The 23105-nt window shown below is 73.1% G+C and carries 21 protein-coding genes; 11 read left to right on the top strand and 10 right to left on the bottom strand.

Annotated elements, in window-relative coordinates; all coding sequences use genetic code 11:
* The first annotated feature begins 14 nt into the window (after positions 1-14).
* Positions 15-449 carry an STAS domain-containing protein gene (locus F8568_RS24385; RefSeq protein ID WP_151595998.1) on the top strand — a complete coding sequence of 145 codons (435 nt, stop codon included), beginning with the start codon at positions 15-17 and terminating at the stop codon, positions 447-449.
* 29 nt (positions 450-478) lie between these two features.
* Here F8568_RS24385 and F8568_RS24380 read toward each other — a convergent pair whose 3' ends face one another.
* From F8568_RS24380 to F8568_RS24360, 5 genes are all read right to left on the bottom strand, one after another.
* On the bottom strand, positions 479-1273 hold the full coding sequence (locus F8568_RS24380; RefSeq protein WP_151596034.1) for an SGNH/GDSL hydrolase family protein: 795 nt from the start codon (positions 1271-1273) through the stop codon (positions 479-481).
* A 121-nt stretch (positions 1274-1394) separates the two neighbouring features.
* Entirely contained in the window at positions 1395-2012 is a 618-nt protein-coding gene (locus F8568_RS24375; protein ID WP_151596033.1) for a GTP-binding protein, read from the bottom strand.
* Between the two features lie 40 nt (positions 2013-2052).
* The gene (locus F8568_RS24370; protein ID WP_151544490.1) at positions 2053-2499 is read right to left on the bottom strand and encodes a DUF742 domain-containing protein; all 447 of its coding nucleotides are present in this window, start codon (positions 2497-2499) and stop codon (positions 2053-2055) included.
* Positions 2500-2529: 30 nt separating this feature from the next.
* Complete coding sequence (locus F8568_RS24365; protein WP_151595997.1) at positions 2530-2979, bottom strand: roadblock/LC7 domain-containing protein; 450 nt, start codon at positions 2977-2979, stop codon at positions 2530-2532.
* Positions 2976-6263: a sensor histidine kinase gene (locus F8568_RS24360; RefSeq protein ID WP_328601000.1), complete on the bottom strand. Its 3288-nt coding sequence runs from the start codon at positions 6261-6263 to the stop codon at positions 2976-2978. The genes F8568_RS24365 and F8568_RS24360 overlap by 4 nt, the downstream gene beginning before the upstream one ends.
* 869 nt (positions 6264-7132) lie before the next feature.
* Between F8568_RS24360 and F8568_RS24355 the strand changes: the two genes are divergently transcribed.
* The 10 genes from F8568_RS24355 (at position 7133) to F8568_RS24310 (ending at position 17143) form a co-directional block, all read left to right on the top strand.
* Complete coding sequence (locus F8568_RS24355) at positions 7133-8113, top strand: ABC transporter substrate-binding protein (protein ID WP_151595995.1); 981 nt, start codon at positions 7133-7135, stop codon at positions 8111-8113.
* 21 nt (positions 8114-8134) lie between these two features.
* Positions 8135-8944, top strand: coding sequence for an ABC transporter permease (locus F8568_RS24350; RefSeq protein WP_151595994.1), 810 nt, complete (start codon positions 8135-8137; stop codon positions 8942-8944).
* Entirely contained in the window at positions 8941-9795 is an 855-nt protein-coding gene (locus F8568_RS24345) for an ABC transporter permease (RefSeq protein WP_151595993.1), read from the top strand. The genes F8568_RS24350 and F8568_RS24345 overlap by 4 nt, the downstream gene beginning before the upstream one ends.
* Complete coding sequence (gene mdlC, locus F8568_RS24340; protein ID WP_151595992.1) at positions 9792-11408, top strand: benzoylformate decarboxylase; 1617 nt, start codon at positions 9792-9794, stop codon at positions 11406-11408. The genes F8568_RS24345 and mdlC overlap by 4 nt, the downstream gene beginning before the upstream one ends.
* A gap of 5 nt (positions 11409-11413) precedes the next feature.
* A complete protein-coding gene (locus F8568_RS24335) occupies positions 11414-12232 on the top strand; it encodes an ABC transporter ATP-binding protein (RefSeq protein ID WP_151595991.1) in 819 nt (272 codons plus the stop codon).
* Between the two features lie 214 nt (positions 12233-12446).
* Positions 12447-13433 carry an ABC transporter substrate-binding protein gene (locus F8568_RS24330; protein WP_151595990.1) on the top strand — a complete coding sequence of 329 codons (987 nt, stop codon included), beginning with the start codon at positions 12447-12449 and terminating at the stop codon, positions 13431-13433.
* Complete coding sequence (locus tag F8568_RS24325) at positions 13430-14206, top strand: ABC transporter permease (protein WP_151595989.1); 777 nt, start codon at positions 13430-13432, stop codon at positions 14204-14206. Before F8568_RS24330 ends, F8568_RS24325 begins: the two co-directional genes overlap by 4 nt.
* Positions 14203-15006, top strand: a complete 804-nt coding sequence (locus tag F8568_RS24320; protein WP_151595988.1) for an ABC transporter permease — start codon at positions 14203-14205, stop codon at positions 15004-15006. The genes F8568_RS24325 and F8568_RS24320 overlap by 4 nt, the downstream gene beginning before the upstream one ends.
* Positions 15007-15029: 23 nt before the next feature.
* Entirely contained in the window at positions 15030-15866 is an 837-nt protein-coding gene (locus F8568_RS24315; protein ID WP_151595987.1) for an ABC transporter ATP-binding protein, read from the top strand.
* Between the two features lie 14 nt (positions 15867-15880).
* Positions 15881-17143, top strand: coding sequence for a flavin-dependent oxidoreductase (locus F8568_RS24310; RefSeq protein WP_151595986.1), 1263 nt, complete (start codon positions 15881-15883; stop codon positions 17141-17143).
* A 28-nt stretch (positions 17144-17171) separates the two neighbouring features.
* Here the strand turns inward: F8568_RS24310 and F8568_RS24305 are convergent, their stop codons facing one another.
* From F8568_RS24305 to F8568_RS24285, 5 genes are all read right to left on the bottom strand, one after another.
* On the bottom strand, positions 17172-18905 hold the full coding sequence (locus F8568_RS24305) for a bifunctional 3'-5' exonuclease/DNA polymerase (protein ID WP_151595985.1): 1734 nt from the start codon (positions 18903-18905) through the stop codon (positions 17172-17174).
* 148 nt (positions 18906-19053) lie between these two features.
* Complete coding sequence (locus tag F8568_RS24300; protein WP_151595984.1) at positions 19054-19569, bottom strand: DUF4234 domain-containing protein; 516 nt, start codon at positions 19567-19569, stop codon at positions 19054-19056.
* Between the two features lie 165 nt (positions 19570-19734).
* Complete coding sequence (locus F8568_RS24295) at positions 19735-21249, bottom strand: metallophosphoesterase family protein (RefSeq protein ID WP_151595983.1); 1515 nt, start codon at positions 21247-21249, stop codon at positions 19735-19737.
* 155 nt (positions 21250-21404) lie between these two features.
* Entirely contained in the window at positions 21405-21803 is a 399-nt protein-coding gene (locus F8568_RS24290; RefSeq protein WP_151595982.1) for a YccF domain-containing protein, read from the bottom strand.
* A gap of 409 nt (positions 21804-22212) precedes the next feature.
* Complete coding sequence (locus F8568_RS24285) at positions 22213-23103, bottom strand: diacylglycerol/lipid kinase family protein (RefSeq protein WP_151595981.1); 891 nt, start codon at positions 23101-23103, stop codon at positions 22213-22215.
* Positions 23104-23105 lie beyond the last annotated feature (2 nt).

Genomic DNA, 23105 nt, shown 5'->3' with positions numbered 1-23105 from the left:
AGGAGGCGGACCTCGTGCCACCGTTGGAAGTGACCGCCCGCTCGCAAGCCGGACGCGCCGTCGTGCGCCTGCGCGGCGAACTCGACATCGCCGGCTCCGACGAGCTGCGCCGGCTTCTGGAGGCCGCCCGCCGCGAGCACGGGGAGCACGTCGTCCTCGACCTCGCGGACTTGGAGTTCATGGACTCCCAGGGTTTGTCGGTCATCGTCGGCTGCTACAAGGCCGCCACCGCCGCCGGGGGCAGCCTCACCCTGGCCGGCCCCCGGCCCGTCGTCCGCCGCGCCCTGGAGATCACCGGCCTGCACCGCCGCATCCCCGTCCAGGCGACGCTGGAGGCGGCCCTCACCGCGCAGCGCGACGCCGCCCCGAACCCGTCGCGCGACACCGGCCGCGCGGACGGTGACCCGCCGGCCCGGCCGGGCGCGCGGCACGAGTTCCCTCGCGCCTAGTGCGCCCGACCGTGCAACGGCCGTCCCGGTCAGCTCGCCGTCTCCGGCGAGCGCAGCTCCGTCGGCTCCGGCCGCTTCGGTCCGCGGCCGTCGCCGGACGAGCGGCCCGTCGCGCGGCGGCCGATCCACGGCAGCAGGTAGGCGCGCGCCCAGTGCAGGTCCTCGCGGCGCGAGGTGAGCCAGTCCACCGGGTCCAGCGGCGGCCACGGCGCGCGCCAGTCGTCCCGCACCGGCACGCCGACGACGCCCGCCACGACGAGCGCCATGCGGCGGTGCCCCTCGGGCGACAGGTGCAGCCGGTCCTCGTACCAGGCGCGCGGGTCGTTGAAGACCCGCAGCGACCACAGGTCGACGACCGAGCAGCCGCGGCGGTCCGCGATCGCGCGCAGGTGCATGTTGTACGTGGCGGCCTTGCCGCGGATGCGCGAGCCGCTGCGCAGCCCCCGGGTGTCGAACCCGGTGAAGATCACCACGCGGGCGCCGGTGGCGCGCAGCCGCCGCACGGCGTCGTCGAACACGACCGCGAGCGCGTCGGGGTCGGCGCCGGGGCGGATCATGTCGTTGCCGCCCGCGCAGAACGTCACGAGGTCGGGCCGCAGCTCGACGGCGCGCGGCACCTGGTCCTCGACGATCTGCCGGACGAGCTTGCCGCGCACCGCGAGGTTCGCGTAGCGCAGGCCGGGGCTGTGCTCGGCCAGGTGCTCGGCGAGCCGGTCGGCCCAGCCGCGGAAGCGGTCGTGCTCGCCCGGGTAGGGGTCGTTCAAGCCTTCGGTGAAGCTGTCGCCGATGGCCACGTACGTACGGATCTTCTCCAGTTCGTCCATCGCGGGCCCTGGCGTCGGTTCAAAGTCGGTCACGTCAGACAATCATGCATCGTGCACACAATCTACGCGACCGTAACCACGAGGGGTATGCGAGACGGCCGACGCCGACCGGGCCCGGGCGTCAGGTCCAGCTCGGCGACGCCGTGCCCAGCTGCCCGCCCGACGCCGCGGGCGGGGCCTGCGCGGCCGCCGGGGCGCCCGTGGCGTGCACCGACATCGCGTGCTGCACCAGCGTGATCAGCACCTGCTTCGTCGACTCGCGGCTGCGCGCGTCGCACTGCACGATCGGCACGTGCCCGCTGATCGACAGGGCCTCGCGGATGTCCTCGATCGCGTACTGGAACTCGCCGTGGAACCCGTTGACGCCCACCACGAACGGCAGGCCGAGCTCCTCGAAGTAGTCGACCGCCGCGAAGCAGTCCTCCAGCCGGCGCGTGTCGACCAGCACGACGGCGCCGATCGCGCCGCGGACCAGGTCGTCCCACATGAACCAGAAGCGGTGCTGGCCCGGGGTGCCGAACAGGTACAGGATCAGCTCGCTGTCCAGCGACACCCGGCCGAAGTCCATCGCGACCGTGGTGGTCGTCTTGTCCGGGACGGCCGACAGGTCGTCCACGTCGGCGCTGGCCGCGGTCATCACCGCCTCGGTGGTGAGCGGCATGATCTCCGAGACCGACCCGACGAAGGTGGTCTTGCCGACGCCGAACCCGCCGCCGACGACGATCTTTACCGAGGTCAGCTCGGCCTCGGGTCCGTGCGGCCCCGGGGGCGGGACCTGGTCAGAGCTTCCGAAGGCCACTGAGCACCCTTTCTAGCAAGCGGAGGTCCGGCTGGCCGCCGGCGGTGGTGGGGGTCGACTGGTGCAGGCGCAGCAGCCCTTCCATGGCCATGTCCGCGACGAGGACCCGGGCCACGCCGAGCGGCATCCGCAGCAGCGCCGACACCTCGGCGACGGAGCGGGCCGACCGGCACAGGTCCATGATCGCCCGGTACTCCGGGGTCAGCATGGCCACGTCGCGCGGCGGGTACGGCGCCGCCGTCACCAGGGCCTCGATCGCCAGGTCGTACCGCGGCTTGGTGCGCCCGCCCGTCACGGCGTACGGGCGCACCAGCGAGCTGCTGTCCCCCTCGTCCCGCCCTTCCGGCCGGTCCTGCACCGAGCGCGGCTCACCGGGCCAGCGCCCGGGACCTCCCGGACCGGCTCCGAAGGGACTGCCTCGATCCATGTCGCCGACCTCCGTCAGAGTCAGTCACGGTCAAAAGCGGGCGGGGCCGGCGCCCATCTCGGTCACCGAGGGGCCGCCGTAGGGCTGCTGCTGCTCCTGCGCGCGCAGCGCCGGCGTCAGCACCCGGCCCACCCGCTCGACCAGCAGCGTCATCTCGTAGGCGACGAGCCCGAGGTCGCAGTCGGGCGCCGCCAGCACCGCGAACACCGACCCGTTCGCGATGGACATGACGAACAGCAGCCCGCGGTCCATCTCCACGACCGTCTGGTTCACGCCGCCCGCGTCGAAGATCTTCGCCGCGCCCTGGGTCAGGCTCATCAACCCCGAGGCGATCGCCGACAGCTGGTCCGCACGCTCGGGCGGGAAGCCCGCGGAGTAGGCCATCGGCAATCCGTCGGAGGAGACCACGACGGCGTGCGCGACCTTCGCGACACGGTCCGCGAAGTTCGTCACCAACCAGTTGAGATCCTGCCCGCTCACCGGGTGCCTCCCGTCTCGCCGTCACCCTGTGACGGCACCTCACCTGACACGCCCCCGCCGCGAGTCTCGTTGCGTCCCCGGTGGACGCCGCGCTGCAGGCTCGCGAAACGGTTGCGCACGACGTCGGCCGACTGGCCGGACGACTGCTGGTTCTGCACGGGCGCCCCCGGACGCGGCACCGGCTGCGTCCGGCCGGTCGCCGCGGGCGGCGCCGCCTGGGGCTGCTGCCCGCTCCCGGCGGCCGGCCGGTTGCCGACCGCACCGGGGATGCGGTTCTTGCCCGGGACGCGCTTCGGCAGTCCGACCTGCGTGCGGCTGCCGGCGACGGGCTCGCGGATCGCCTCGGCGGCGCGGAAGCCCTCGTCCGCGGGTGACTCCCAGCCCTTGACCGGATCTTCGCCCACGTCCCCTCCCGTCCGGCGCTGGAACCATTCCGACTGCATCGCATCGAAGATCGGCGATCGCTCGGGCACCCGCGGCGACGGTTTCGCCCCGGCCGGCGCCGGCGGCCGGTGAACGGCGGGAGCGGGCTGATCGTAACCGTTCCGCTCGTAGGCCGCCGGTTCGGGGGCGCGGTGCTCGGGCGCAGCGGCCTCGCGGGGCCGCTGCGGCTCGGCGGCGCGGCCGCGGGCCGGCGCCCCGTTGCGGGAGCCGCCGCCGTGCGGGCCCTCGTCCGCGACCTGGTCCAGCGGGCCGGTCTCCCAAGGGATCTGCTGGCGCCGGGCGCCGGGCTCGGGCACCACGGGCTGGGCCTCGGGGACCACGGGCTGCGGTCCGGTGTGCCGGCCGCCCGCGTCGCGGTACCCGTTGGGAGCGTCCTGGTAGCCGTTGGGAGCGTCCTGGTACCCGTTGGCGGCGTTCTGCATCCGCTCGCTGCGCGGCTGGAACACGTTGTCCTGCCGGCCGGCGTCCGTCGTCTGCCGCCCGCGCAGCTGGGCGCCGGGACGGCGGACGGGCAGGTCGCTCGGCGAGCGCGGGGCCGGCGGGTCGCCGTACGGGTCGTTCGGCGGCGCGGCGTCCGCGGACCGCGGCATGTCCGGCGGGACGACCGGCAGCGGGCCGGTGTGCGGGGCGGCGTGCGCACCGGTGCCGGCGGCGGGGGTCAGCGGGCCCGTCGTCAGCGGCGGCTGCGGTCCGGTGCCCTCGCCTCCCGGGACCTGGCCGCCCATCATCGGCTGCGGCCCGGTGGCGCCGCGCAGCGGGCGCAGCGGGCCGGTGTGCCCGACCATCGGGTTGGTGCCGGCGCCGAGGCCGGCCGCCGGCCCGAAGTCGTCCTGGCGGAACCCGCCCCCCGCACCGGCGGCGAGCGGCTCGGGGCCGGTGCCGTTGAGCGCGGCGAGCTGGCCGGTGTCGCGGGAGCCGAGGCCGCGGGCGCCGACGCCCGCCGGCTCGCCGGGGGTGACCGCCGCGTCCGGCAGCACGACGAACGCGGTGAGCCCGCCGCCCTGCGCGGCCCGCAGCTCGACGCGGATGCCGTGCCGGACGGCCAGGCGGCCGACCACGAACAGGCCCATGCGGCGCGCCGCGGAGAAGTCGATGACGGGCGGGTTCGCCAGCCGCCAGTTGGCCTGCTCCAGCTCCTCGGGGGACATCCCCACGCCGTTGTCGGTGATCTGCAGCATCGAGCCGCCGCCGCTGAGCAGCTGCCCGGAGACGGTGACCTTGGTGTGCTCGGAGGAGAACACCAGGGCGTTCTCCACCAGCTCGGCGAGCAGGTGGACGAGGTCGTTGACGACCGGGCCGGAGACGGTCATGTCGCCCTGCACGCGCAGCGCGACCCGCTCGTACTGCTCGACCTCCGACAGCGAGGCGCGCACGACGTCGATCAGCGGGACGGGCTTGTTCCACCGGCGGGCCTGCTCCTGGCCGCCGAGGACCAGCAGGTTCTCGCAGTTGCGGCGCATGCGGGTGGCGAGGTGGTCCAGCCGGAAAAGGCTGCCGAGCTGCTCCTCGTCGCGCTCGCTCTGCTCCAGCTCCTCGATCAGCCGCAGCTGCCGCTCGATCAGCGACTGGCTGCGCCGCGACAGGTTGACGAACATCGCGTTGATGTTGCCGCGCAGGACCGCCTCGTCGGCGGCCAGCCGGACCGCCTCGCGGTGGACCTCGTCGAAGGCGCGCGCGACCTGGCCGATCTCGTCGGTGGAGTCGATCTCGATCGGCGCGACCTCGATGCCGCCGGCGGCGGCCTCGGGGTCGCGGAGCCGGTCGACCAGGCCGGGCAGCCGGCTGCTGGCGACCTCCAGCGCGCCGGACTGCAGCCGGCGCAGCGGCCGCACCAGCGACCGGGCCATCACGACGGTGATCAGCAGGACGATGATCAGCAGCGCTGCGACCAGCGCCGAGTCGAGGATCGTCGAGTTGCGCGCGGCCGTGCCCTGCTCGTCGCTGTGCGAGCGGATGTCGCCGGCGATCTTCTGCTCGACCAGGCGCATCTGGTCGACCATCGCGGTCATCGCGCCGCGCATGGCGGTGGCGGCGTGCGAGGTCCGCAGCGTGGTGGGCAGCAGACCGTTGTTGGCGCTCGCCGACGATATGACGCGCTGCCGCACGTCACGGGCCTGGTCGACCTTGGGGCCGACGACCGTGTCCTCGAACAGCTGGTTCTGCTCCAGGGAGGCCGAGTCCTTGAAGGCCGCGAGCTCGCTGTCCTCCTGCGCGCGCGCCGCGGTGAGCTCGTTGATCTCCTGGGTGTCGAGCTGCCTGCTCCGCGCGCCGATGAGCAGCAGGGCCCGTTCCCGGGACACCGCCTCCTTGGCGCGCGCGAGGGCGCCGAGCGCACGGGTCGACTCGGCGAGCTCGTCGTCGGCGACGTTCTGGGAGATCCCGTCGAGGACGGCCGTCAGCTCCCGGGCCGCCTCGGTGTACTTCTCCAGCACGATGAAGGGCGGGACCTTCGTGCCGACGACGAGGGAGCGCAGCGCCTTCAGACCGTCCAGGCGGCTCTTCACCGTGGTCGCGTCGCGGACGGCCTCGGTGCCGTAGGAGCCGTTGATGCGGCCCGCGTCGGCCTGCACCGGGCCGACCTGGGCGTCGGTCTTGCGCTGCTGGGCCTGCAGGGCCGGCAGGAGCGCCTCGGACCGGCCGGCCGCGATGTACTCGACGGCCGCGTCGCGTTCCGCGGTGAACTCCTGGACGAACCGGGTGATCCCGACGCCCAGCTCCGCCATCCGCTCGACCCGGCCGTAGCTCTCCGCCTTGCTCACGGAGCTGGAGATCCGCAGGCCGGCCAGCACGACGGCGGCGACCGTGGGCACCAGGATCAGCACGATCAGGCGCTGGGGCACCCGCCAGTTCCGCAGCCGGAGCCGCCCGCCCGATCGCGGCGGACCGCCTGTCCGTGCCGGATGGTCCGACTGCACCTCGACGTCACCAGGCCGAGCACGGTCGCGACCCTCGTCGCTTGGTTGCATCCGCCGTCAACACCCTCTCCCTCACGATGCCGCACTCTCCGTGGCCTCATCGCCGCGAAGGGTCATGGCGACATCGTCTCGACCTCCGGCGCCCGATATTGCAGCACATCCATGGATATGCCGCAAAGGACCCTAGGGGAGTGGATAAGAACCAAGGTGGCGATCGCGAGTTCATGCCCATATGTCCGTTTTCATCGTCACGAGCCGTCACGGTGCGCACGCAGACGTAGCGCATCTGACCGATTACCTCGCGTGAACACCCCTGCTCTCGTCACTCCTTCCGTCGATCCGCCGCAACGGCGCGCTCGGAAACCGAAAAGCCGATCACACTCCGTATTCGCTTCGCAATGGATTGTCACAGCGGGCGCGGAAGCCCTTATGAGCAAGGGGAATGCGGCGGTCGGCACACCCCATTCGACGCGTTATCAAATCGAATCCGCCGACCCATACCGACCAGTAACCGTCGGCGGCCGGCCCGCGCTCCCCGGCGCCTCCGCCACCATCCCCACCTGGAATGACGCCCGGGGAACCGGGGAGGGCGATCGGTCCACTGAAGGACACAAGAGAGTCACGCAATTCAGCCCCAAACCCCCTAAGATGCCTAGTCCGCGATACTCTCCCGACGCACGTGATCTTCGAGCACGGCGGGAGAGGTGGCTGCAGTCGTTCCCCTGGCTCATGAGCCCTGGCCTGCCCAAGCCCTGCCGAAGCAACTTCCCCCGTGAGTTAAGAAGGAGTGCCCGATGCGGCATCCCAGACGTCTTCTGGCGCTGGTCAGCGCCCTCGCCCTCGTCACGTCCCTGGCCGCGGGCTGCGGCGGATCGGACGACTCCGGCGGCGGCAACGGCCTGGAGAAGAAGGACATGAAGGTCGCCTCGCTGCCCCTGGTGGACGGCGCGGCGCTCTACATCGCCCAGAAGCAGGGCCTGTTCAAGGCCGAGGGCCTGAACGTCAAGATCGTGCCGGTGCAGCAGAGCATCAAGGCGCTGCCGGCGCTGAAGAACGGCGAGGTCGACGCCATCGCGGGCGCCAACTACGTCTCCTTCCTGCAGGCCAACGAGCAGGGCACGCTGAAGCTCAGCATCCTCGCCGAGGCCGCCACGCTGACCTCCAACATGATGAACGTGGTGGTCATGCCCAACTCCAAGATCAAGACGGCGAAGGACCTGGAGGGCAAGAAGGTCGCGGTCAACATCACCAACAACATCCAGAGCCTGACCCTGGACGCGATCCTCAAGGCCAACAACGTCGACCCCAAGAAGGTCAACTACGTCGCCATCCCGTTCCCGCAGATGGCGAGCGCGCTGCAGAAGGGGCAGGTCGACGCGATCCACACCGTCGAGCCGTTCCTGTCCGACATCGAGAAGAAGGCCGGCGCCCGCGTCGTCGTCGACGGCGGCAGCGAGCCGGTCACCGGCCTTCCGATCAGCGGTTTCGTGAGCACCCAGGAGTTCGCGAAGAAGAACCCCAAGACCGCGGCGGCGTTCCAGCGCGCGATCATCAAGGCGCAGAAGATCGCGTCCCAGGACCGCAAGCAGGTCGAGGGGGTGCTGCCCGGCTACGCCAAGATCGACGCGCAGGTCGCCTCGGTCATCACGCTGCCCGGCTACCCGACCTCGCTGAGCACCACCCGGATGCAGCAGATCGCGGACCTGATGACCTCCGCCGGGCTGCTCAAGCAGAAGCCGGACCTGAAGTCGATCCTCTTCCAGCCGACGTCGTGACGGCAGGACGCTGATTCGCCCATGGCACACGAGCCGACGCCGCCCCGCGGCCTCTCCCGCCCAGGAAAGTGGGCGCGGGGGGCCGCCGGGGTGGCGGTCCTGTTCCTGGCGAGCGAGGCCCTTGGCCGGGCCGGGATCGTGGACCGTTCCTATCTGCCCCCCGCATCCGATGTCACCGCTCGCGCGTTCGAGCTGATCGGTGACTCCGACTTCCTGTTCAACGTGCGCGTCACCCTGACCGCGTGGGCGCTCGGGACGCTGATCGCGATCGCGGTCGCGGTCCCGCTCGGGCTGGTGCTCGGCAGCATCCCGGCCGTCAACACGGCGATCCGCGCGATCGTGGAGTTCCTGCGCCCGATCCCCTCGGTCGCCCTCATCCCGCTCGCCGGGCTGCTTCTCGGCTCGGGCCTGAAGATGGAGGTGCCGCTCATCGTCTACGCCTCCAGCTGGCCGATCCTGTTCAACACCATGTACGGGCTCGACGACGTCGACCCGACCGCGAAGGAGACGCTGCGCAGCTTCGGGTTCGGCCGGACCCAGGTGCTGCTGCGCGTCTCGCTGCCGAGCGCCGCGCCGTTCATCGCGACGGGCGTGCGGCTCGCGGCGTCGATCGCGCTCATCCTGGCCGTCGGCACCGAGATCCTCTCCGGCTTCGGCGACGGCCTCGGCATGTTCATCGCCCAGGCCGGCAACGTCCCCGACGGCACCCGCGACGTCCTCGCCGGGACGGTGTGGGCGGGCTGCCTCGGCCTGATCATCGACACGCTGCTGGTGCAGGCCGAGAACCGCGTGTTCCACTGGCACAAGGCGCAGAGGAGTGGTGCATCGTGACCGCGGCGGCGCTCACCGCCCGCACCGGCCGGACCGCCCGCGGCGGGGCGGCCGCGCGGCTCGCCCGCGGGCTGCTGCACCGGCTGCTGCCGCTCGCCGTGCTGGTGGCCTGCTGGGAGGCGGCGACCCGCGCCTCCGACAGCGCGTTCTTCCCGCCGCCTTCCGAGATCGTCAAGCACATGCGCGAGATGTGGCTGTCCGGCCCGCCGAGCCATCTGTACTTCAGCGGCGAGGCCGGCGACTCCATCGCGCCGAGCCTCGGCCGGATGGCGCTGGCCCTGGTGCTGTCGGTGGTCGCGGGCGTCGTCCTCGGCATCGCGCTCGGCCGCTCGGAGCGGGTGCTGGCCTACCTGCAGCCGGTGATGCAGTTCGCCCGCGTGATCCCGCCGCCGACCCTGGTGCCGGTGTTCATCGTGCTGTTCAAGATCGGCACGGAGATGCAGGTCGCGTCGATCGTGTTCAGCGCGATCTGGCCCGTCCTGCTCAACACCGCGGACGGCGTGCGCAGCGTCGACCCGATGCAGATGGCGACCGCGGAGGCGTTCCGGTTCTCCGCGGCGGACCGCATCCGGTACGTCATCATCCCCGCGGCGATGCCGAAGATCTTCGCCGGGCTGCGGCTGGCGCTGTCCCTGTCGCTGATCCTGATGATCTTCTCCGAGCTGCTGCCGGGCACCTCCGACGGCCTCGGGTTCGAGCTGTCGAACGCGCAGAGCAGCTCCGACCTGCCGACCGTCTGGTCGGTGATCGTGCTGCTCGGCATACTCGGCTACCTGTTCAACACGATCCTGCTCGCGGTGGAGCGGCGCGTCCTCTCCTGGCACCGCGGGGCGCGAAAGGCGGATTCATGACGACCGAGCTCACGGTCCGGGAGGCGTTCTTCGACTTCTGCCGGAGAGTGGGGATGACCACCGTCTTCGGCAACCCGGGCTCGACCGAGCTGCGGATGTTCCGCGACTTCCCCGCCGACTTCGAGTACGTGCTGGCGCTGCAGGAGACCGTCGCGGTCGCCGCGGCCGCGGGCCACTCGCTCGGCACCGGCAACGCGACGCTGGTCAACCTGCACTCGGCGGGCGGCGTCGGGCACTCGCTCGGCGCGGTCTTCAACGCCTACCGCGACCGGGTGCCGGTCGTCATCGTCGCCGGCCAGCAGTCCCGCGCGATGCTGCCCACCCACCCGTTCCTCGGCGCCGACGAGCCGGCCCTGTTCCCCCGCCCCTACGTCAAGTGGAGCCGGCAGCCCGAGCGGGCCGAGGACGTGCCCGCCGCGCTCGCCGAGGCGTACCGGGTCGCGATGACGCCGCCGCGCGGGCCGGTGTTCCTCTCGGTGCCCGAGGACGACTGGGAGCACCCCGCCGAGCCCGTCCCGGACCGCGAGGTGCGCAGCGACTTCACCGCCTCCCCCGCCGCGCTCCGCGAGGTGGCCGAGGCGCTGAACGGGGCCGCGAACCCGGTCCTCATCGTCGGCCCCGGCGTCGAGGACGAGGACGCGCTGCCCGGCGTGCTCGCGCTCGCCGAGCGGACCGGCGCGCCGGTCTGGATCAGCCCGCTGTCGGGCCGGTCCGGGTTCCCCGAGGACCACGCGCTGTTCCGCGGCTTCCTGCCGCCCGTCCGCGACCAGCTGTCGGCGCGGCTGGAGGGCCACGACGTCATCCTGGCGCTCGGCGCGCCGATCTTCACCTACCACGTGCACAGCGAGGGCGCCGTGATCCCGGCGGGGTCGCGGCTGTTCCACTTCGACTGCGACCCGTCGCAGACCGCGTGGGCGCCGGTCGGCACCAGCGTGCTGACGACGATCGCCGCGGGCGTGTCCGGGCTGCTGGAGCTGGTCGACAAGGCCGACCGGCCGCTGCCCGAGCCGCTCGAGCGGCTCGCGAAGCCGGCCGTGACCGACCGGGCCGCCCCGATCGACGCGGCGCTGGTCGTGGAGACGCTGCGGGAACGGATGCCGGAGGACGCGGTCATCGTGGAGGAGGTCCCGAGCTACCGGGACATGTTCCACGCGCGCCTGCCGATCACCCGGCCCGGCGGCTTCCTCACCACCGGCAGCGGCGCCCTCGGCTGGGGTCTGCCGGTCGCGGTCGGGCGCGCGCTCGCCGGGTCGGGCGAGCGCATCGTCTGCGTCATCGGCGACGGCGCGATCATGTACTCGGTGCAGGGCCTGTGGACGGCCGTGCAGCACAACGTCCCGATGACCGTCGTCGTCCTGAACAACCAGGGCTATGGTGCGGTCAAGGCCCTCGGCCGGCGCATCAAGATGGACAGCGTCCCGGGCACCGACCTGCCCGGCATCGAGTTCGTCACGCTCGCGCAGGGGTTCGGCTGCGCGGGCCGGACCGTCACGAACGCGGCGGACCTGGACGCCGCGATGGCGGAGGGCCTCGGGCACGATGGTCCCTACGTCATCGACGTCCGCGTCGCCGCGGACAACGCCGCCCTCTACGACGAGCCTTGGGCACGGTGAGCGATATGCTGGAGATAACCGGACTGGGCCACAGCTACGGTGCGCACCGCGTGCTGGAGGGCATCGACCTGAAGGTCGGCGAGGGCGAGCTGGTCACGATCGTCGGGCCGTCCGGGTGCGGCAAGTCGACGCTGCTGCGCTGCATCGCCGGACTCGTCCCGCCGAGCGAGGGCAAGGTCGTGCTGAGGGGCGCGCCGATCGACGGCGTGCCCGACGACCTCGCCGTGGTGTTCCAGGACTACAGCCGCTCGCTGCTGCCGTGGCTGACCGTCCGCGACAACGTGGCGCTGCCGCTGCGCCGCCGCGGCCTGGCCAAGGCCGCGCGCCGGGCCCAGGCCGTCGAGGCGCTGGCGTCGGTCGGTCTGAAGGACGCGGCGGGCAAGTACCCGTGGCAGCTGTCGGGCGGCATGCAGCAGCGCGTGTCGATCGCCCGCGCGCTGGCGTACCGGCCGGCGCTGATGCTGATGGACGAGCCGTTCGGGTCGGTCGACGCGCAGACCCGCGAGGACCTGGAGGACCTCGTCCTCCAGGTGCACCGGGCCCAGGGCATGACGATCCTGCTCGTCACGCACGACATCGACGAGAGCGTCTACCTGGGCGACCGGGTCGTGGTGCTGGCCCGCAACCCCGGCCGGGTCCGCGACGAGCTGCCGGTGACGCTGCCCGCCGGCCGGGACCAGATCGGCACCCGGGCCGACGCGGAGTTCGTGCGGCTCAGGGCCGAGGTCGGGCGGCTGGTCCGCGGCGTCGTCAAGGATTCCGAGGCGGCGGACGCCCTCGACGCCAAGGGCGGCGCCTCCGTGGAGGAGCCCGTGAAGAAGTAGCGCGGACGTCCCGCGGGGCCCCGGTCGCGTCGCGGCCGGGGCCCCGCGCTTTCCGGGTTTCGAGCAACAAAACAATCCTGTTCACAATTTTCCCTCCATACCGCCACATACGCCACATTTCTCCCGCGATCGGGCGGGCGATGCGCTACGCTCCCGGCACTCGTTGAACGATCAGTTATCCGCCGGCTGCCCCTCCCGCAATGGAGCGTCGCCCATGCCCGCCACCCTCCCCCGCGCCGCACTCGGCGGCGCGCTCGCCGTCGCGGTCGCGCTCTCGGCCACCGCGTGCGGCGGCTCGGACGACAAGAAATCGGCCAACGGGCTCGAGGAGTCCACCATCACCGTCGGCACCATGACGATCGCCGACACCGCGCCGCTGCAGATCGCGATCCAGAAGGGCCTGTTCAAGGCCGAGGGGCTGACCGTCAGGACCCGCGTCGTCAGCGGCGGCGCCGAGGCCATCCCGCTGCTGAAGAGCGGCCAGCTCGACATCACCTTCGGCAACTACGTGTCGCTGTTCACCGCGGCGTCCAAGGACCCCGGCTTCAAGCCGAAGGTCGTCGCCGACGGCTTCCAGGGCGCCCCGAAGACCCACACGCTGATGGTCCGCGGCGACTCCCCCTACCGCACGATCAAGGACCTGGCCGGGAAGAAGATCGGCGTCAACACCAAGCGCAACGTCAGCACGCTGCTGGTGCGCGCCGCCGGGCAAGCGCAGGGCGCGACGTTCGACGAGGACGAGAACTTCGTCGAGATCCCCCCGCCGAACATGGAGGCGGCGCTGAAGAACAAGAGCGTCGAGGCCGTCCAGGCGATCGAGCCGTTCGGCACGCAGATGCAGCGGTCGATGGGCGCGCGGATGGTCGCCGACCTGTCCAGCGGGCCGACCGCGCAGTTCCCGATCGCCGGATACGCCGCCATGGCGAAGTTCACCGGCAAGAACCCGAAGACGGTCGCCGCGTTCCAGCGCGCGCTCGTCAAGGGCGAGGGCATGGCGGCCGACCGCAAGCTCGTCGAGCAGATCGTGCCGACCTACGCCAAGGGGATCGACGCGAAGGTCGCCGCGAGCATGAGCTACGGGACCTATCCGACGTCGCTCGACGCGACCCGGCTGCAGCGGGTACCGGACGTCATGCAGCAGTTCGGGTACATCTCCAAGAAGATGGACGTGAAGCCGCTGCTGCTGACCGCGGCTTCATGACCGCTCGCCGCATCCTCCTCGGCGCGGCCGGGGCGGTCGTGGTGGTCGGCGCGCTCGAGGCGGTCAGCCGTGCCGGCCTCGTGGACGAGACCTCCCTCCCCCCGGCCTCGACCGTGCTGAAGGAGGCCGGGAAGCTGGCCATGGACCGCGAGTTCCTGGTCGACGTCGGCGCGACGGTGCGCGAATGGCTGCTCGGGCTGCTGCTCGCGGTGCTGGCCGCGGTGCCGCTCGGCGTGCTGCTCGGCTCGGTGCCGCTGCTCGGCACCGCCTCCCGGGCGCTGGTCGAGCTGTGCCGGCCCGTCCCGTCGGTCGCGCTGATCCCGCTGGCGACCCTGCTGTTCAGCTCGCCCGCGCAGACGAACATGTCGCTGATCTTCTACGCGTGCCTGTGGCCGATCCTCGTCAACACGCTGTACGCGCTGCGCGACGTCGACCCGGTCGCCAAGGACACGCTGCGCGCGTTCGGGTTCTCGGCGCCGGCGGTGCTGTGGCGGGTGTCGCTGCCGAGTGCGGCGCCGTTCATCGCCACCGGCGTGCGGATCGCCGCCTCGGTCGCCCTCGTCGTGCTGATCAGCACCGAGCTGCTGGTCGGCGGCGACAACGGGATCGGCATCTACCTGACCGAGACGCAGCAGGGCGGCGGGCGCACCGACCTGATGCTGGCCGGCGCCTGCTGGGCCGGGGTGCTCGGGCTGCTCGCCAACACCGCGCTGACCGCGCTGGAGCGGGTCGCGTTCCGCTGGCACGCCGCGCGGGTGGAGGGGATCGCATGAGGATCGGCCGCCCGGCCCGCGGGCTCGCCGAGCGGGTGTGGCTCGTCGCGCTCGCCGCGGTCTGCTGGCAGCTCGTCACGTCCGCGGTGGACGAGACGTACTTCCCGCCGCCCACGAAGATCATCGAGGCGCTGCACGAGGTGTGGTTCTCCGGGCCGGCCTCGCACGCGTTCCTCACCGGCAACGCGGTGGACGACTTCTCCAGCAGCCTCGCGCACCTGTTCACCGGGTGGGCCGCCGCCGGTGCCGCCGGGATCGCGGTCGGCGCCGCGATCGGCCGGTCGCGGGTCCTCAACGACCTGCTGGACCCGGTGCTGCAGTTCCTGCGCGCGGTGCCGCCGCCGACGCTGGTGCCGTTCTTCATCGTGGTGTTCCAGATCGGCACCACGATGCAGATCGTCACGATCGCGTTCGGGGTGGTGTGGCCGGTGCTGCTGAACACCGCCGACGGCGTCCGCGCGGTGGACCCGCTCCAGCTCGACACCGCGCGGGTCTTCGGCGTCTCCCGGCCCCGCCGGCTGCTGCTGATCATCCTTCCGGCGGCGGCGCCGAAGATCTTCGCGGGGCTGCGCGTCGCGCTGTCGTTCGCGCTGATCCTCATGGTGCTGTCGGAGATCGTCGGCAGCACCACCGGCATCGGCGCGGAGCTGCTCGACGCCCAGCGCGCCTTCGAGCTGCTCACCATGTGGGCCGGGATCGTCATGCTCGGCGTCCTCGGCCTGCTGTTCAACGGAGCCTTCATGCTCCTCGAACGGCGGCTGCTGGCGTGGCACACCGGCGCGCAGCGGCTGACGAACTGACCCCGACAGAAAAGGCGTCCGCGATGCTCGCGATCACCGGCCTCACGCACACCTACACCGGCGGGCACACCGCGCTCGACGGCCTCGACCTCACCGTCCCGGACGGGCAGCTGCTCAGCATCGTCGGCCCGTCCGGGTGCGGCAAGTCCACCCTGCTGCGCTGCATCGCCGGGCTGATCAGACCGACCGGCGGCACGCTGGAGATGGACGGCGCGCCGGTCGACGGCGTGCCGGACGACCTCGCCGTGGTGTTCCAGGACTACAGCCGCTCGCTGTTCCCGTGGCTGACCGTCCGCGACAACGTGGCGATGCCGCTGCGCCGGCGCGGCGGGTCCCGGGCCGAGCGGCGCGCCGCCGCCGACGAGGCGCTGGAGTCGGTCGGCCTGCACGACGCGGCCCGCAAGTACCCCTGGCAGCTGTCGGGCGGCATGCAGCAGCGCGTGTCGATCGCGCGGGCCCTGGCGTACCGGCCGTCGCTGATGCTGATGGACGAGCCGTTCGGGTCGGTCGACGCGCAGACCCGCGAGGACCTGGAGGACCTGGTGCTGGGCGTGCACCGCACCGGGAAGATGACGATCCTGCTGGTCACCCACGACATCGACGAGAGCGTCTACGTCGGTGACCGGGTGGTCGTGCTGAACCGGTCGCCGGCCCGGGTGCACGCCGACATCCCGGTGGGGCTGCCCGCGTCCCGGGACCAGATCGAGACCCGCGGGCTGCCCGAGTTCGTCCGGCTGCGCGCGGAGGTCGGGCGGCTGGTCCGCGGCGGCGCCCGCGTCCCGGGTGCCGCGCCCGCGGACGGGCTCCCCGCGGACCGCGGGCCGGATGCGGACGGCCAAGCGGAGACCGGCGCCGGATAAGGGACCATGAGTGCATGCGCGTACTCATCGCCGGGGCCGGTATCGGCGGGCTCACCACCGCGTTGAGCCTGCACGAGGCCGGGATCGAGGCGCTCGTGGTGGACTCCGCCCGGCGGCTGCGGCCGCTCGGCGTCGGCATCAACCTGCTGCCGCACGCGGTCCGCGAGCTCACCGAGCTGGGGCTCGGCGGGGACCTCGCCGACATCGGCGTCCCGACCGCGGAAATGGTGCACTTCGACCGGTTCGGCGGGCGGATCTGGGCCGATCCGCGCGGCCGCGCCCTCGGCTACGACTGGCCGCAGTACTCCGTCCACCGGGGCGAGCTGCAGATGGCGCTGCTCGACGCGGTCCTGTCCCGGCTCGGCAAGGGCGCCGTCCGCACCGGCACGGTGCTGGAGGGCTTCGAGCAGGACGGCGGGCCGGTGCGGGCGCGGCTGCTGGACCGGGCGTCCGGCGCCGCCGAGACGGTGCCGGCGGACGTGCTCGTCGGCGCCGACGGCCTGCACTCCACCGTCCGGGCGCGGCTGTACCCGGACGAGCCCGCGCCGTTGTGGAACGGGATCCGGATGTGGCGCGGCGTCACCGAGTCCGAGCCGTTCCTCACCGGCCGGACCCTGGCCGTCGCGGGCAGCAACGCCGCGGCCAAGATGGTCGTCTACCCGATCTCGATGCGCGCCGAGCGGCGCGGCCGGGCCCTGCTGAACTGGGTCGCGGAGGTCAGGCTCGAAGGGGACCGCCGCGCGGGCGCCGCCGACTGGAACCGCAAGGGGCGGCTGGAGGACGTCCTGCCCCACTACGCGGACTGGACGTTCGGCTGGCTCGACGTCCCGGCGCTGCTCAAGGGCACCGCGGAGATCCTGGAGTACCCGATGGTGGACCGGGAGCCGCTGGACCGCTGGACGTTCGGCCGGGTCACCCTGGTCGGCGACGCGGCGCACCCGATGTACCCGATCGGCTCGAACGGCGGCTCCCAGGCCGTCCTGGACGCGCGGGTGCTGGCGTACGAGCTGGCCCGCGCCGCCGATCCCGGTGAGGGCCTGCTCGCCTACGAGCGGGAGCGCCGCGAGACGGCCAACGCGGTCGTGCTGGCCTGCCGCGACATGCCGGCGGAGCGGATCCTGCGGCTGGTGAGCGAGCGGGCGCCGGACGGCTTCGCGGCGATCGAGGACGTCCTGACCGCGGCGGAGCTGGCGCGGCTCACCGGCGCCTACCGCAGGACGTCGTTCATCGACGCCGAGACGCTCAACGGCCGCCCGTCCTACTCGGTCGTCCGCTGAGCCGCCGCCCGCACCGGGCGCCGGGCGCTCACTTGGCGTCGGCGTAGCGGTCCACCACCGCGATCTCCATCGGGAAGGCGACGGGCGTCGCGCCGAACAGCAGCCGGCGCGCCTCCTCGGCGGACGCGCGGACGGCCTCGGCCACGGCGTCCGCGAGCTCCGCCGGGGCGTGCACGATGACCTCGTCGTGCTGGAAGAAGACCAGGCGCGGCGGGCCGAGCGCGGTGAGCCGGCGGCGCAGCGAGCCGAGCAGCGCGAGGGCCCAGTCGGCCGCCGTGGCCTGGACGACGAAGTTGCGGGTGAAGCGGCCCCGGCTGCGCAGCGCCTGCGCGGCGGTCGCCGGGCGGCGCGCCCCGTCCGGCGGCGCGCCCGCCGCCCGGGCCGGGTCGCGCTCGTCGTCGCCGGCCAGGGTCAGCTCCCGCCAGCCCGCCGACGGCGGCGGGCACGTCCGGCCGAGCAGCGACCGGACGAGCCGCCCGCGCTCCCCCGCGCGGGCGGCGGCCTCGACGTACTCGAACGCGTCGGGGAACCGGCTCTTCAGCACGCCGAGCAGCTGCACGGCCTCGCCCGTCCCGCCGCCGTACATCGCCGACAGCAGCGCCAGCTTCGCCTTCGCGCGCGCGGACAGCCCGCCGGCGGCCTCGTCGGAGCGGAACGCGTCGGACAGCGCCGCGTAGAGGTCGCCGTGGGCGGCGGCGTCGGCGAACGCGCGGTCGCCCGCGAGGGCCGCGAGGACGCGCGGCTCGAGCTGCGCCGCGTCCGCCACCACCAGGCACCAGCCGGGGTCGGCGACGACGGCCCGGCGCAGCACGCGCGGGATCTGCAGCGCGCCGCCGCCGTTGGTCGCCCACCGCCCGGACACCACGCCGCCCACCACGTACTCGGGCCGGAACCGCCCGTCGCGCACCCACGTGTCGAGCCACGCCCAGCCGTGCGCGGCGTGCAGGCGCGCGAGCTCCTTGTACTCCAGCAGCAGCGGCACCGCCGGATGGTCGACGCGCTTCAGCACGTGCGCGCGGGTGGACGGGATCGGCAGGCCCGCCGCCGCGAACGCCTTGAGGATCTGCGCCGGGGAGTCGGGGTTGACGTGCGTGCGCGGGCCGAACGCGGCGCCGATCCGGTCGGCGAGCTCCTGCAGCCGGCGCGGCCGCAGCCCGCCGGACGGGCGCGGGCCGAGCAGCTCGGTGAGCAGCGCGTCGTGCTCGGCGGCCGACCAGGGCAGCCCGTCGTGCCCCAGCTCGGCGGCGACCAGCGACCCCGCGGACTCGGCGGCGGCGAGCAGCGCGAACCCGTCCAGCCCGGCGATGGCCCGCTGCTGCGCCGCGTGCACCTCGACGATCCGCCCGAGGTCGTCGGACGGCGCCGCGCGGTCGGCGGCCTCGTCGTCGCCGAACAGCGGCGCCTGCGGCGACGCCTCCCCGTGCGCCGGCGGCGGGTCGGGCGGGACGGGACGGCCGTGCAGCCGCGCCCACGCCGCCGCGACCGAGCGCGGCTCCCCGTAGCGGCCCGCGTGCCCGAGCAGCAGGTTCTCGACGAGTTCGAGGTCGTGGCAGCGCGCGACCCGCACGCCGGCGCGCAGCAGCCGCGGGTACAGCCGGGCGCTGGACGCCCACACCCAGCGCGGCGCCGACTCGCGCTCGCGCGCGGCGATCTCGGCGGCCAGGTCGGCGGCGGCGTACCCGGGCCCGGCGGGCGAGCCGTCCTCGGCCAGCGGCCGCAGCTCGCCCCCGTCCCCCGGCCCGGCGGCCACCGCGATCCTCACCCGCCCATTCTGGCCCCCGCCTACGACAGAGCCCCCTCCGCGGGCTGCGGAGGGGGCTCGGAGCCGTTCCAGGAGGCCAGGGCCGCGGCCCCCTTGCGGGGTTGGAGCGGGTCAGGCCGCGCGGCGTACAGGCCGCGCGACCGTCAGGTCACGCGACCAGGGAGACCTGCTGGCCCGCCGGGGTGTCGCCGTAGCGGTCGACGACCTTGTTGATCTGGATCTGGTAGTACAGCACGCCGAAGCCGAGGATGCCGAGCAGGAAGCCCATGCCCCCGCTGCAGGTGGCGGGCAGGCCCGCGGCGCGCTGCGCCTGGGCGATGCGGCCGCCGAGCTTGCACCACACCACCAGGGGCCAGATGCCGAGGGTGACGAAGCCGAAGATCATCGACAGCAGCGCGCCGGTGGCGGCGTCGTCGATGCGGCGGTCGTAGTTGTGCAGCTCGTTGTGGACCTTGAACATCCACACCAGCCCGTAGACGCCGAGCGTGATCATCGGCAGCCCGAGCCAGGCGCCGACGGGGTTGCGGCGCTTCATGTTGGCGCCGACGCCGCGGGCGACGGCCTGCTGCTGTTGCTGTGCCGGGGCGGGCGAGTAGCCGCCCTGGTAGGCCTGCTGCTGTTGCTGCTGGTAAGGCTGGCCCTGACCCTGCTGGGGGTAACTCATCGAGTCGCTCTCCTGTGGACGCGGTCGTTCTCCGGCCGACCGTCCGTTACCGGTCACCTGTTCGGTGAGCTGAGACTGTAACGGCATTGCGGCACGTCGCGCGGCGACACGACATATTTTGTCGACATTTCTGGCGGATTCTCCAATCCGCCCGTCACCCCTGCATCACCGGAGCGGGATCGTCACCTCGTCCTCGACCGGCGGCGCCGCCTCGTGGTCCCCGCAGCCGGTCGCGGCGAAGCAGCGGACCCGCAGCTCCGACGCGGTCACGTCCAGCCGGAGGAAGCTCTTGAAGAACGGCGGGCTGTCCCAGTCGGCCATCTCCGAGCGGAACCGCTGCGGCATCTTGCGGACCGGCAGCCGCAGGAAGCGCGGACGGCGCCGGCCGCCCCGCGGCACGCCCAGGACGAACGCGACGAACCGGGCCCGGCGGGACGGCTGGAGCCCGTCGTAGCCGCGCCCCGGCGCGATCCCCACGCGCGAGCGGATGACGGCCGTGGCCTCCTCCGGGGTGAGGTCGAACAGCCCCGGCATGCGGGTCCACCTGCCGTACAGCCGGCTGTAGCGCGACAGCGAGTCGCCGCGCAGCGGGTAGCAGCGGAAGTCCTTCTCCTCGACCACGCGGGCGCGCGGGATCGTGTGCGTCGCGTGCATGAACGCCCCGCCGCCGCCCGACACCAGGTACTGGACGACGCGCCCCGTCCCGTCCACCTTCACCGGGTAGCGCTGGTAGTTGTGGATGTCGCCGCCGACCGCGAGCACGTAGTTGTGCGCCGGGTCCCGGACGATCTCGTCGACCGTCCCGCCGCCCTCGATCGGGCCCGGATGGTGCTCGTCGTCCACGTACAGCGGCTTGCCGGTGACCAGCATCTTGGGCTTGGGGCCCGCGGACACCCCGCGCAGCCATTCGCCCTGCTCGCGGTCGATGCCGCCGGTGATCCCGGTGTCGATGCCGATGATGCGCAGCGACGGCGTGTCGATCGCCCAGTACGGGCCTGGCTGGCCGGCCTGCTGGCCGGGCGCGCCCCGGTACAGCGAGCGGGCCTCCGCGAGCGCGCTCCTGTCGACGTCCCCCGAATGCCGCCAGAACAGGCGCGGGATGAACGAGAGCGGCCCCCGCCAGTGCGGCGAGCAGTCCGCGTCCAGCCCGCAGAAGACGTGCAGGAAGCCGCGCAGGCCGTCGTACCAGTCGTGGTTGCCCGGGACGGCGTAGATGGGCGCGGGGTAGTCCCGGTAGGGGCGGTAGAACTTCTCGGGGTAGTCGCCCGCGTCACCGGTCGGATAGATGACGTCGCTGGCGACGACCATGAAGTCGGTGCCCGCGGTGGCGTGCAGCAGCGGCGGCACCACGGCGTACTGCGACCGGTCGCCCTCCCCCGTGTCGCCCAGGAGGGCGAAGGAGAACTCCTCTTCCGAGCGGTGGACGGTGAACGCGGCGGGCGTCCCGCGTTCGCGCAGCGCGGCCACGGCCCGGCGGCGGATCGCGTTGGACGGGTCGCCGAACAGCCGCGCGACCACGTCGTTGCGCGACCGCCACAGAATCCTCGGGCGCCGCCAGGAGAAATCGGGGACGTGCTCGGGCAGCAGGTCCCAGAACGTGCCCGGCTTGCCGCACGCCCATCCGGCGCCCGCTTCGGACGCGCGGGAGTTCTCGGGGGCGGCGGCTTGCTCGGCGCACAAGGGGGCCTCCGGCAGGGGGTGAAGGGGGCGTCCCCAGCCTGTCCGCAGGCGATCTCGGGCGTCAAGCAACGCCGCCCCGCCGGAAAGGGCGTGTCGCCTATGTCAGGGCACCTGAGCGGCGCCTGCGAGGGCGCTCAGACGCCATGCCGGGGCGCTCAGGCGGCGCCGAAGGAGCGCGGGTCGCCGGACGGGACGATCTCGCGGCCGAGCGGCAGCAGCGAGATCGGGATCAGCTTGAAGTTGGCGATGCCGAACGGGATGCCGATGATCGTGACGCAGAGCGCGATCCCGGTGAACAGGTGGCCGAGGGCGAGCCACCAGCCCGCCACGACCAGCCAGATGACGTTGCCGATCGCCGAGCCCGCACCCGCGTCGCGGCGGCGGGCCACCGTGTAGCCGAACGGCCAGAGCGTGTACATCGCGATCCGGAACGCGGCGATGCCGAACGGGATCGTGATGATGAGCACGCAGCAGACGACGCCGGCGATCGCGTAGCCGATCGCCAGCCAGAGGCCCGAGAGCACGAGCCAGATCACGTTGAGGAGGGTGCGCACCCGATCAGCCTAGGCGCGGGCCGCCCGCGCGGGAACGTGGCGCGCTGGGGCGGTCGGGGCGGTCGGGGCGGTCGGGGCGGTCGGGGCGGTCGCTGAGGCAAGGCTCCGGATCGGCACGGGGCGGGCCGGACCGAACCGGACCGTGGTGGGCGCCGGCGCCACCCCCAGAGACGCCGGCGCCACCACGCGGAGGGCGCCTGTGGCCATCATGAGTCCCCCCAGAACGGCGAGCGATCGCCTTCTCATGATGCCTCCACAGACGACCCCAAGGTCCCGAAAGCGGGACGTAATTGACGCTATCCGGAGGGCCGTAATGGGTGCGTAAACCGCCCCAAACGAGGGTCCAAAAACCCGTGGATCTTGCGTCAGTGCAGGTCAGACGTATAGTTCGGGGATACGGATCGTCCTGTCACGGGGCCAGGACGCGGAGCGCGCCGGGCATCACCTTCGCGGTCACCGGCAGCACCCCCGGCAGCTCCCCGTCCGCGCCGTAGGGCAGCGTCCGGCCGGGCGGCCCGGCCAGCTCGATCCGCACCTCGCGGCCGCGCAGCACCTCCACCTGGGGCCGCCGGACGTGCGTGCCGGCCTCCAGCTCCCGCATCACCGCGAAGAACAGCGTCCGGGAGGCGTTGCGGATCAGCACCACGTCGAGCAGGCCGTCGTCCACGCGGGCGTCCGGCGCGATGTGCTTGCCGAACCCGTAGTAGCCGGAGTTGGCGGCGACGACGGTGTAGCCCTCGCGGCGGTGCTCCTCGCCGTCCACGACCACCCGGTAGTCGGCCGCGCGCCAGGACAGGATCGCGCGCAGCGCCCCGATGTAGTAAGCCGCCGACCCGCGCAGCAGCCGGGTCTTGTTGGCGTTGGCGTTGGCGACGGCGTCCACCCCCGCGTAGACGCTGCCGAGCACGGGCGTGCCGTTGGCCTCGATCGCGTCGACCGTGCGGGGCTCCCCGTCCAGCAGCAGCGGCGCGAGCCGCTCCGGGTCGGACGGGACGCCGAGCTGGCGGGCGAAGTCGTTGCCGCGCCCGGCGGGCACGATGCCGAAGAGGGCCCGCGTGCCGGCGAGCGCGCCGCCGACGCAGCCGATCATGCCGTCGCCGCCGACGCCGAGCACCACGCGGCCGGCCTCGGCGGCGTCGCGCGCCACGGTGCGCGCGTGGTCGAGGCCGCGGCTGTACTCGACGGCGACCTCCGCGCCCGCCTCGCGCAGCAGCCGGGCGAGCGGGATCAGCGTGGAGGCGGACGCCGATCCGCCGGCGGCCGGGTTGACGATCGCGGTGAAGACGCGGGGGGTGGTCATGG

The sequence above is a fragment of the Actinomadura physcomitrii genome (assembly GCF_008923205.2).
In the GTDB taxonomy this organism is placed as follows: domain Bacteria; phylum Actinomycetota; class Actinomycetes; order Streptosporangiales; family Streptosporangiaceae; genus Spirillospora; species Spirillospora physcomitrii.
The sequence above is the reverse complement of the archived record's forward strand: the minus strand, read 5'-3'. Positions and strand labels throughout refer to the sequence as shown.

Coding starts and splice junctions, on each gene's coding strand:
- F8568_RS24380 (WP_151596034.1), bottom strand. CDS start 1,273: ATGGACGAACTGGAGAAGATCCGTACGTACGTGGCCATCGGCGACAGC.
- F8568_RS24370 (WP_151544490.1), bottom strand. CDS start 2,499: ATGGATCGAGGCAGTCCCTTCGGAGCCGGTCCGGGAGGTCCCGGGCGC.
- F8568_RS24355 (WP_151595995.1), top strand. CDS start 7,133: ATGCGGCATCCCAGACGTCTTCTGGCGCTGGTCAGCGCCCTCGCCCTC.
- F8568_RS24350 (WP_151595994.1), top strand. CDS start 8,135: ATGGCACACGAGCCGACGCCGCCCCGCGGCCTCTCCCGCCCAGGAAAG.
- mdlC (WP_151595992.1), top strand. CDS start 9,792: ATGACGACCGAGCTCACGGTCCGGGAGGCGTTCTTCGACTTCTGCCGG.
- F8568_RS24335 (WP_151595991.1), top strand. CDS start 11,414: ATGCTGGAGATAACCGGACTGGGCCACAGCTACGGTGCGCACCGCGTG.
- F8568_RS24330 (WP_151595990.1), top strand. CDS start 12,447: ATGCCCGCCACCCTCCCCCGCGCCGCACTCGGCGGCGCGCTCGCCGTC.
- F8568_RS24325 (WP_151595989.1), top strand. CDS start 13,430: ATGACCGCTCGCCGCATCCTCCTCGGCGCGGCCGGGGCGGTCGTGGTG.
- F8568_RS24320 (WP_151595988.1), top strand. CDS start 14,203: ATGAGGATCGGCCGCCCGGCCCGCGGGCTCGCCGAGCGGGTGTGGCTC.
- F8568_RS24315 (WP_151595987.1), top strand. CDS start 15,030: ATGCTCGCGATCACCGGCCTCACGCACACCTACACCGGCGGGCACACC.
- F8568_RS24310 (WP_151595986.1), top strand. CDS start 15,881: ATGCGCGTACTCATCGCCGGGGCCGGTATCGGCGGGCTCACCACCGCG.
- F8568_RS24300 (WP_151595984.1), bottom strand. CDS start 19,569: ATGAGTTACCCCCAGCAGGGTCAGGGCCAGCCTTACCAGCAGCAACAG.
- F8568_RS24285 (WP_151595981.1), bottom strand. CDS start 23,103: ATGACCACCCCCCGCGTCTTCACCGCGATCGTCAACCCGGCCGCCGGC.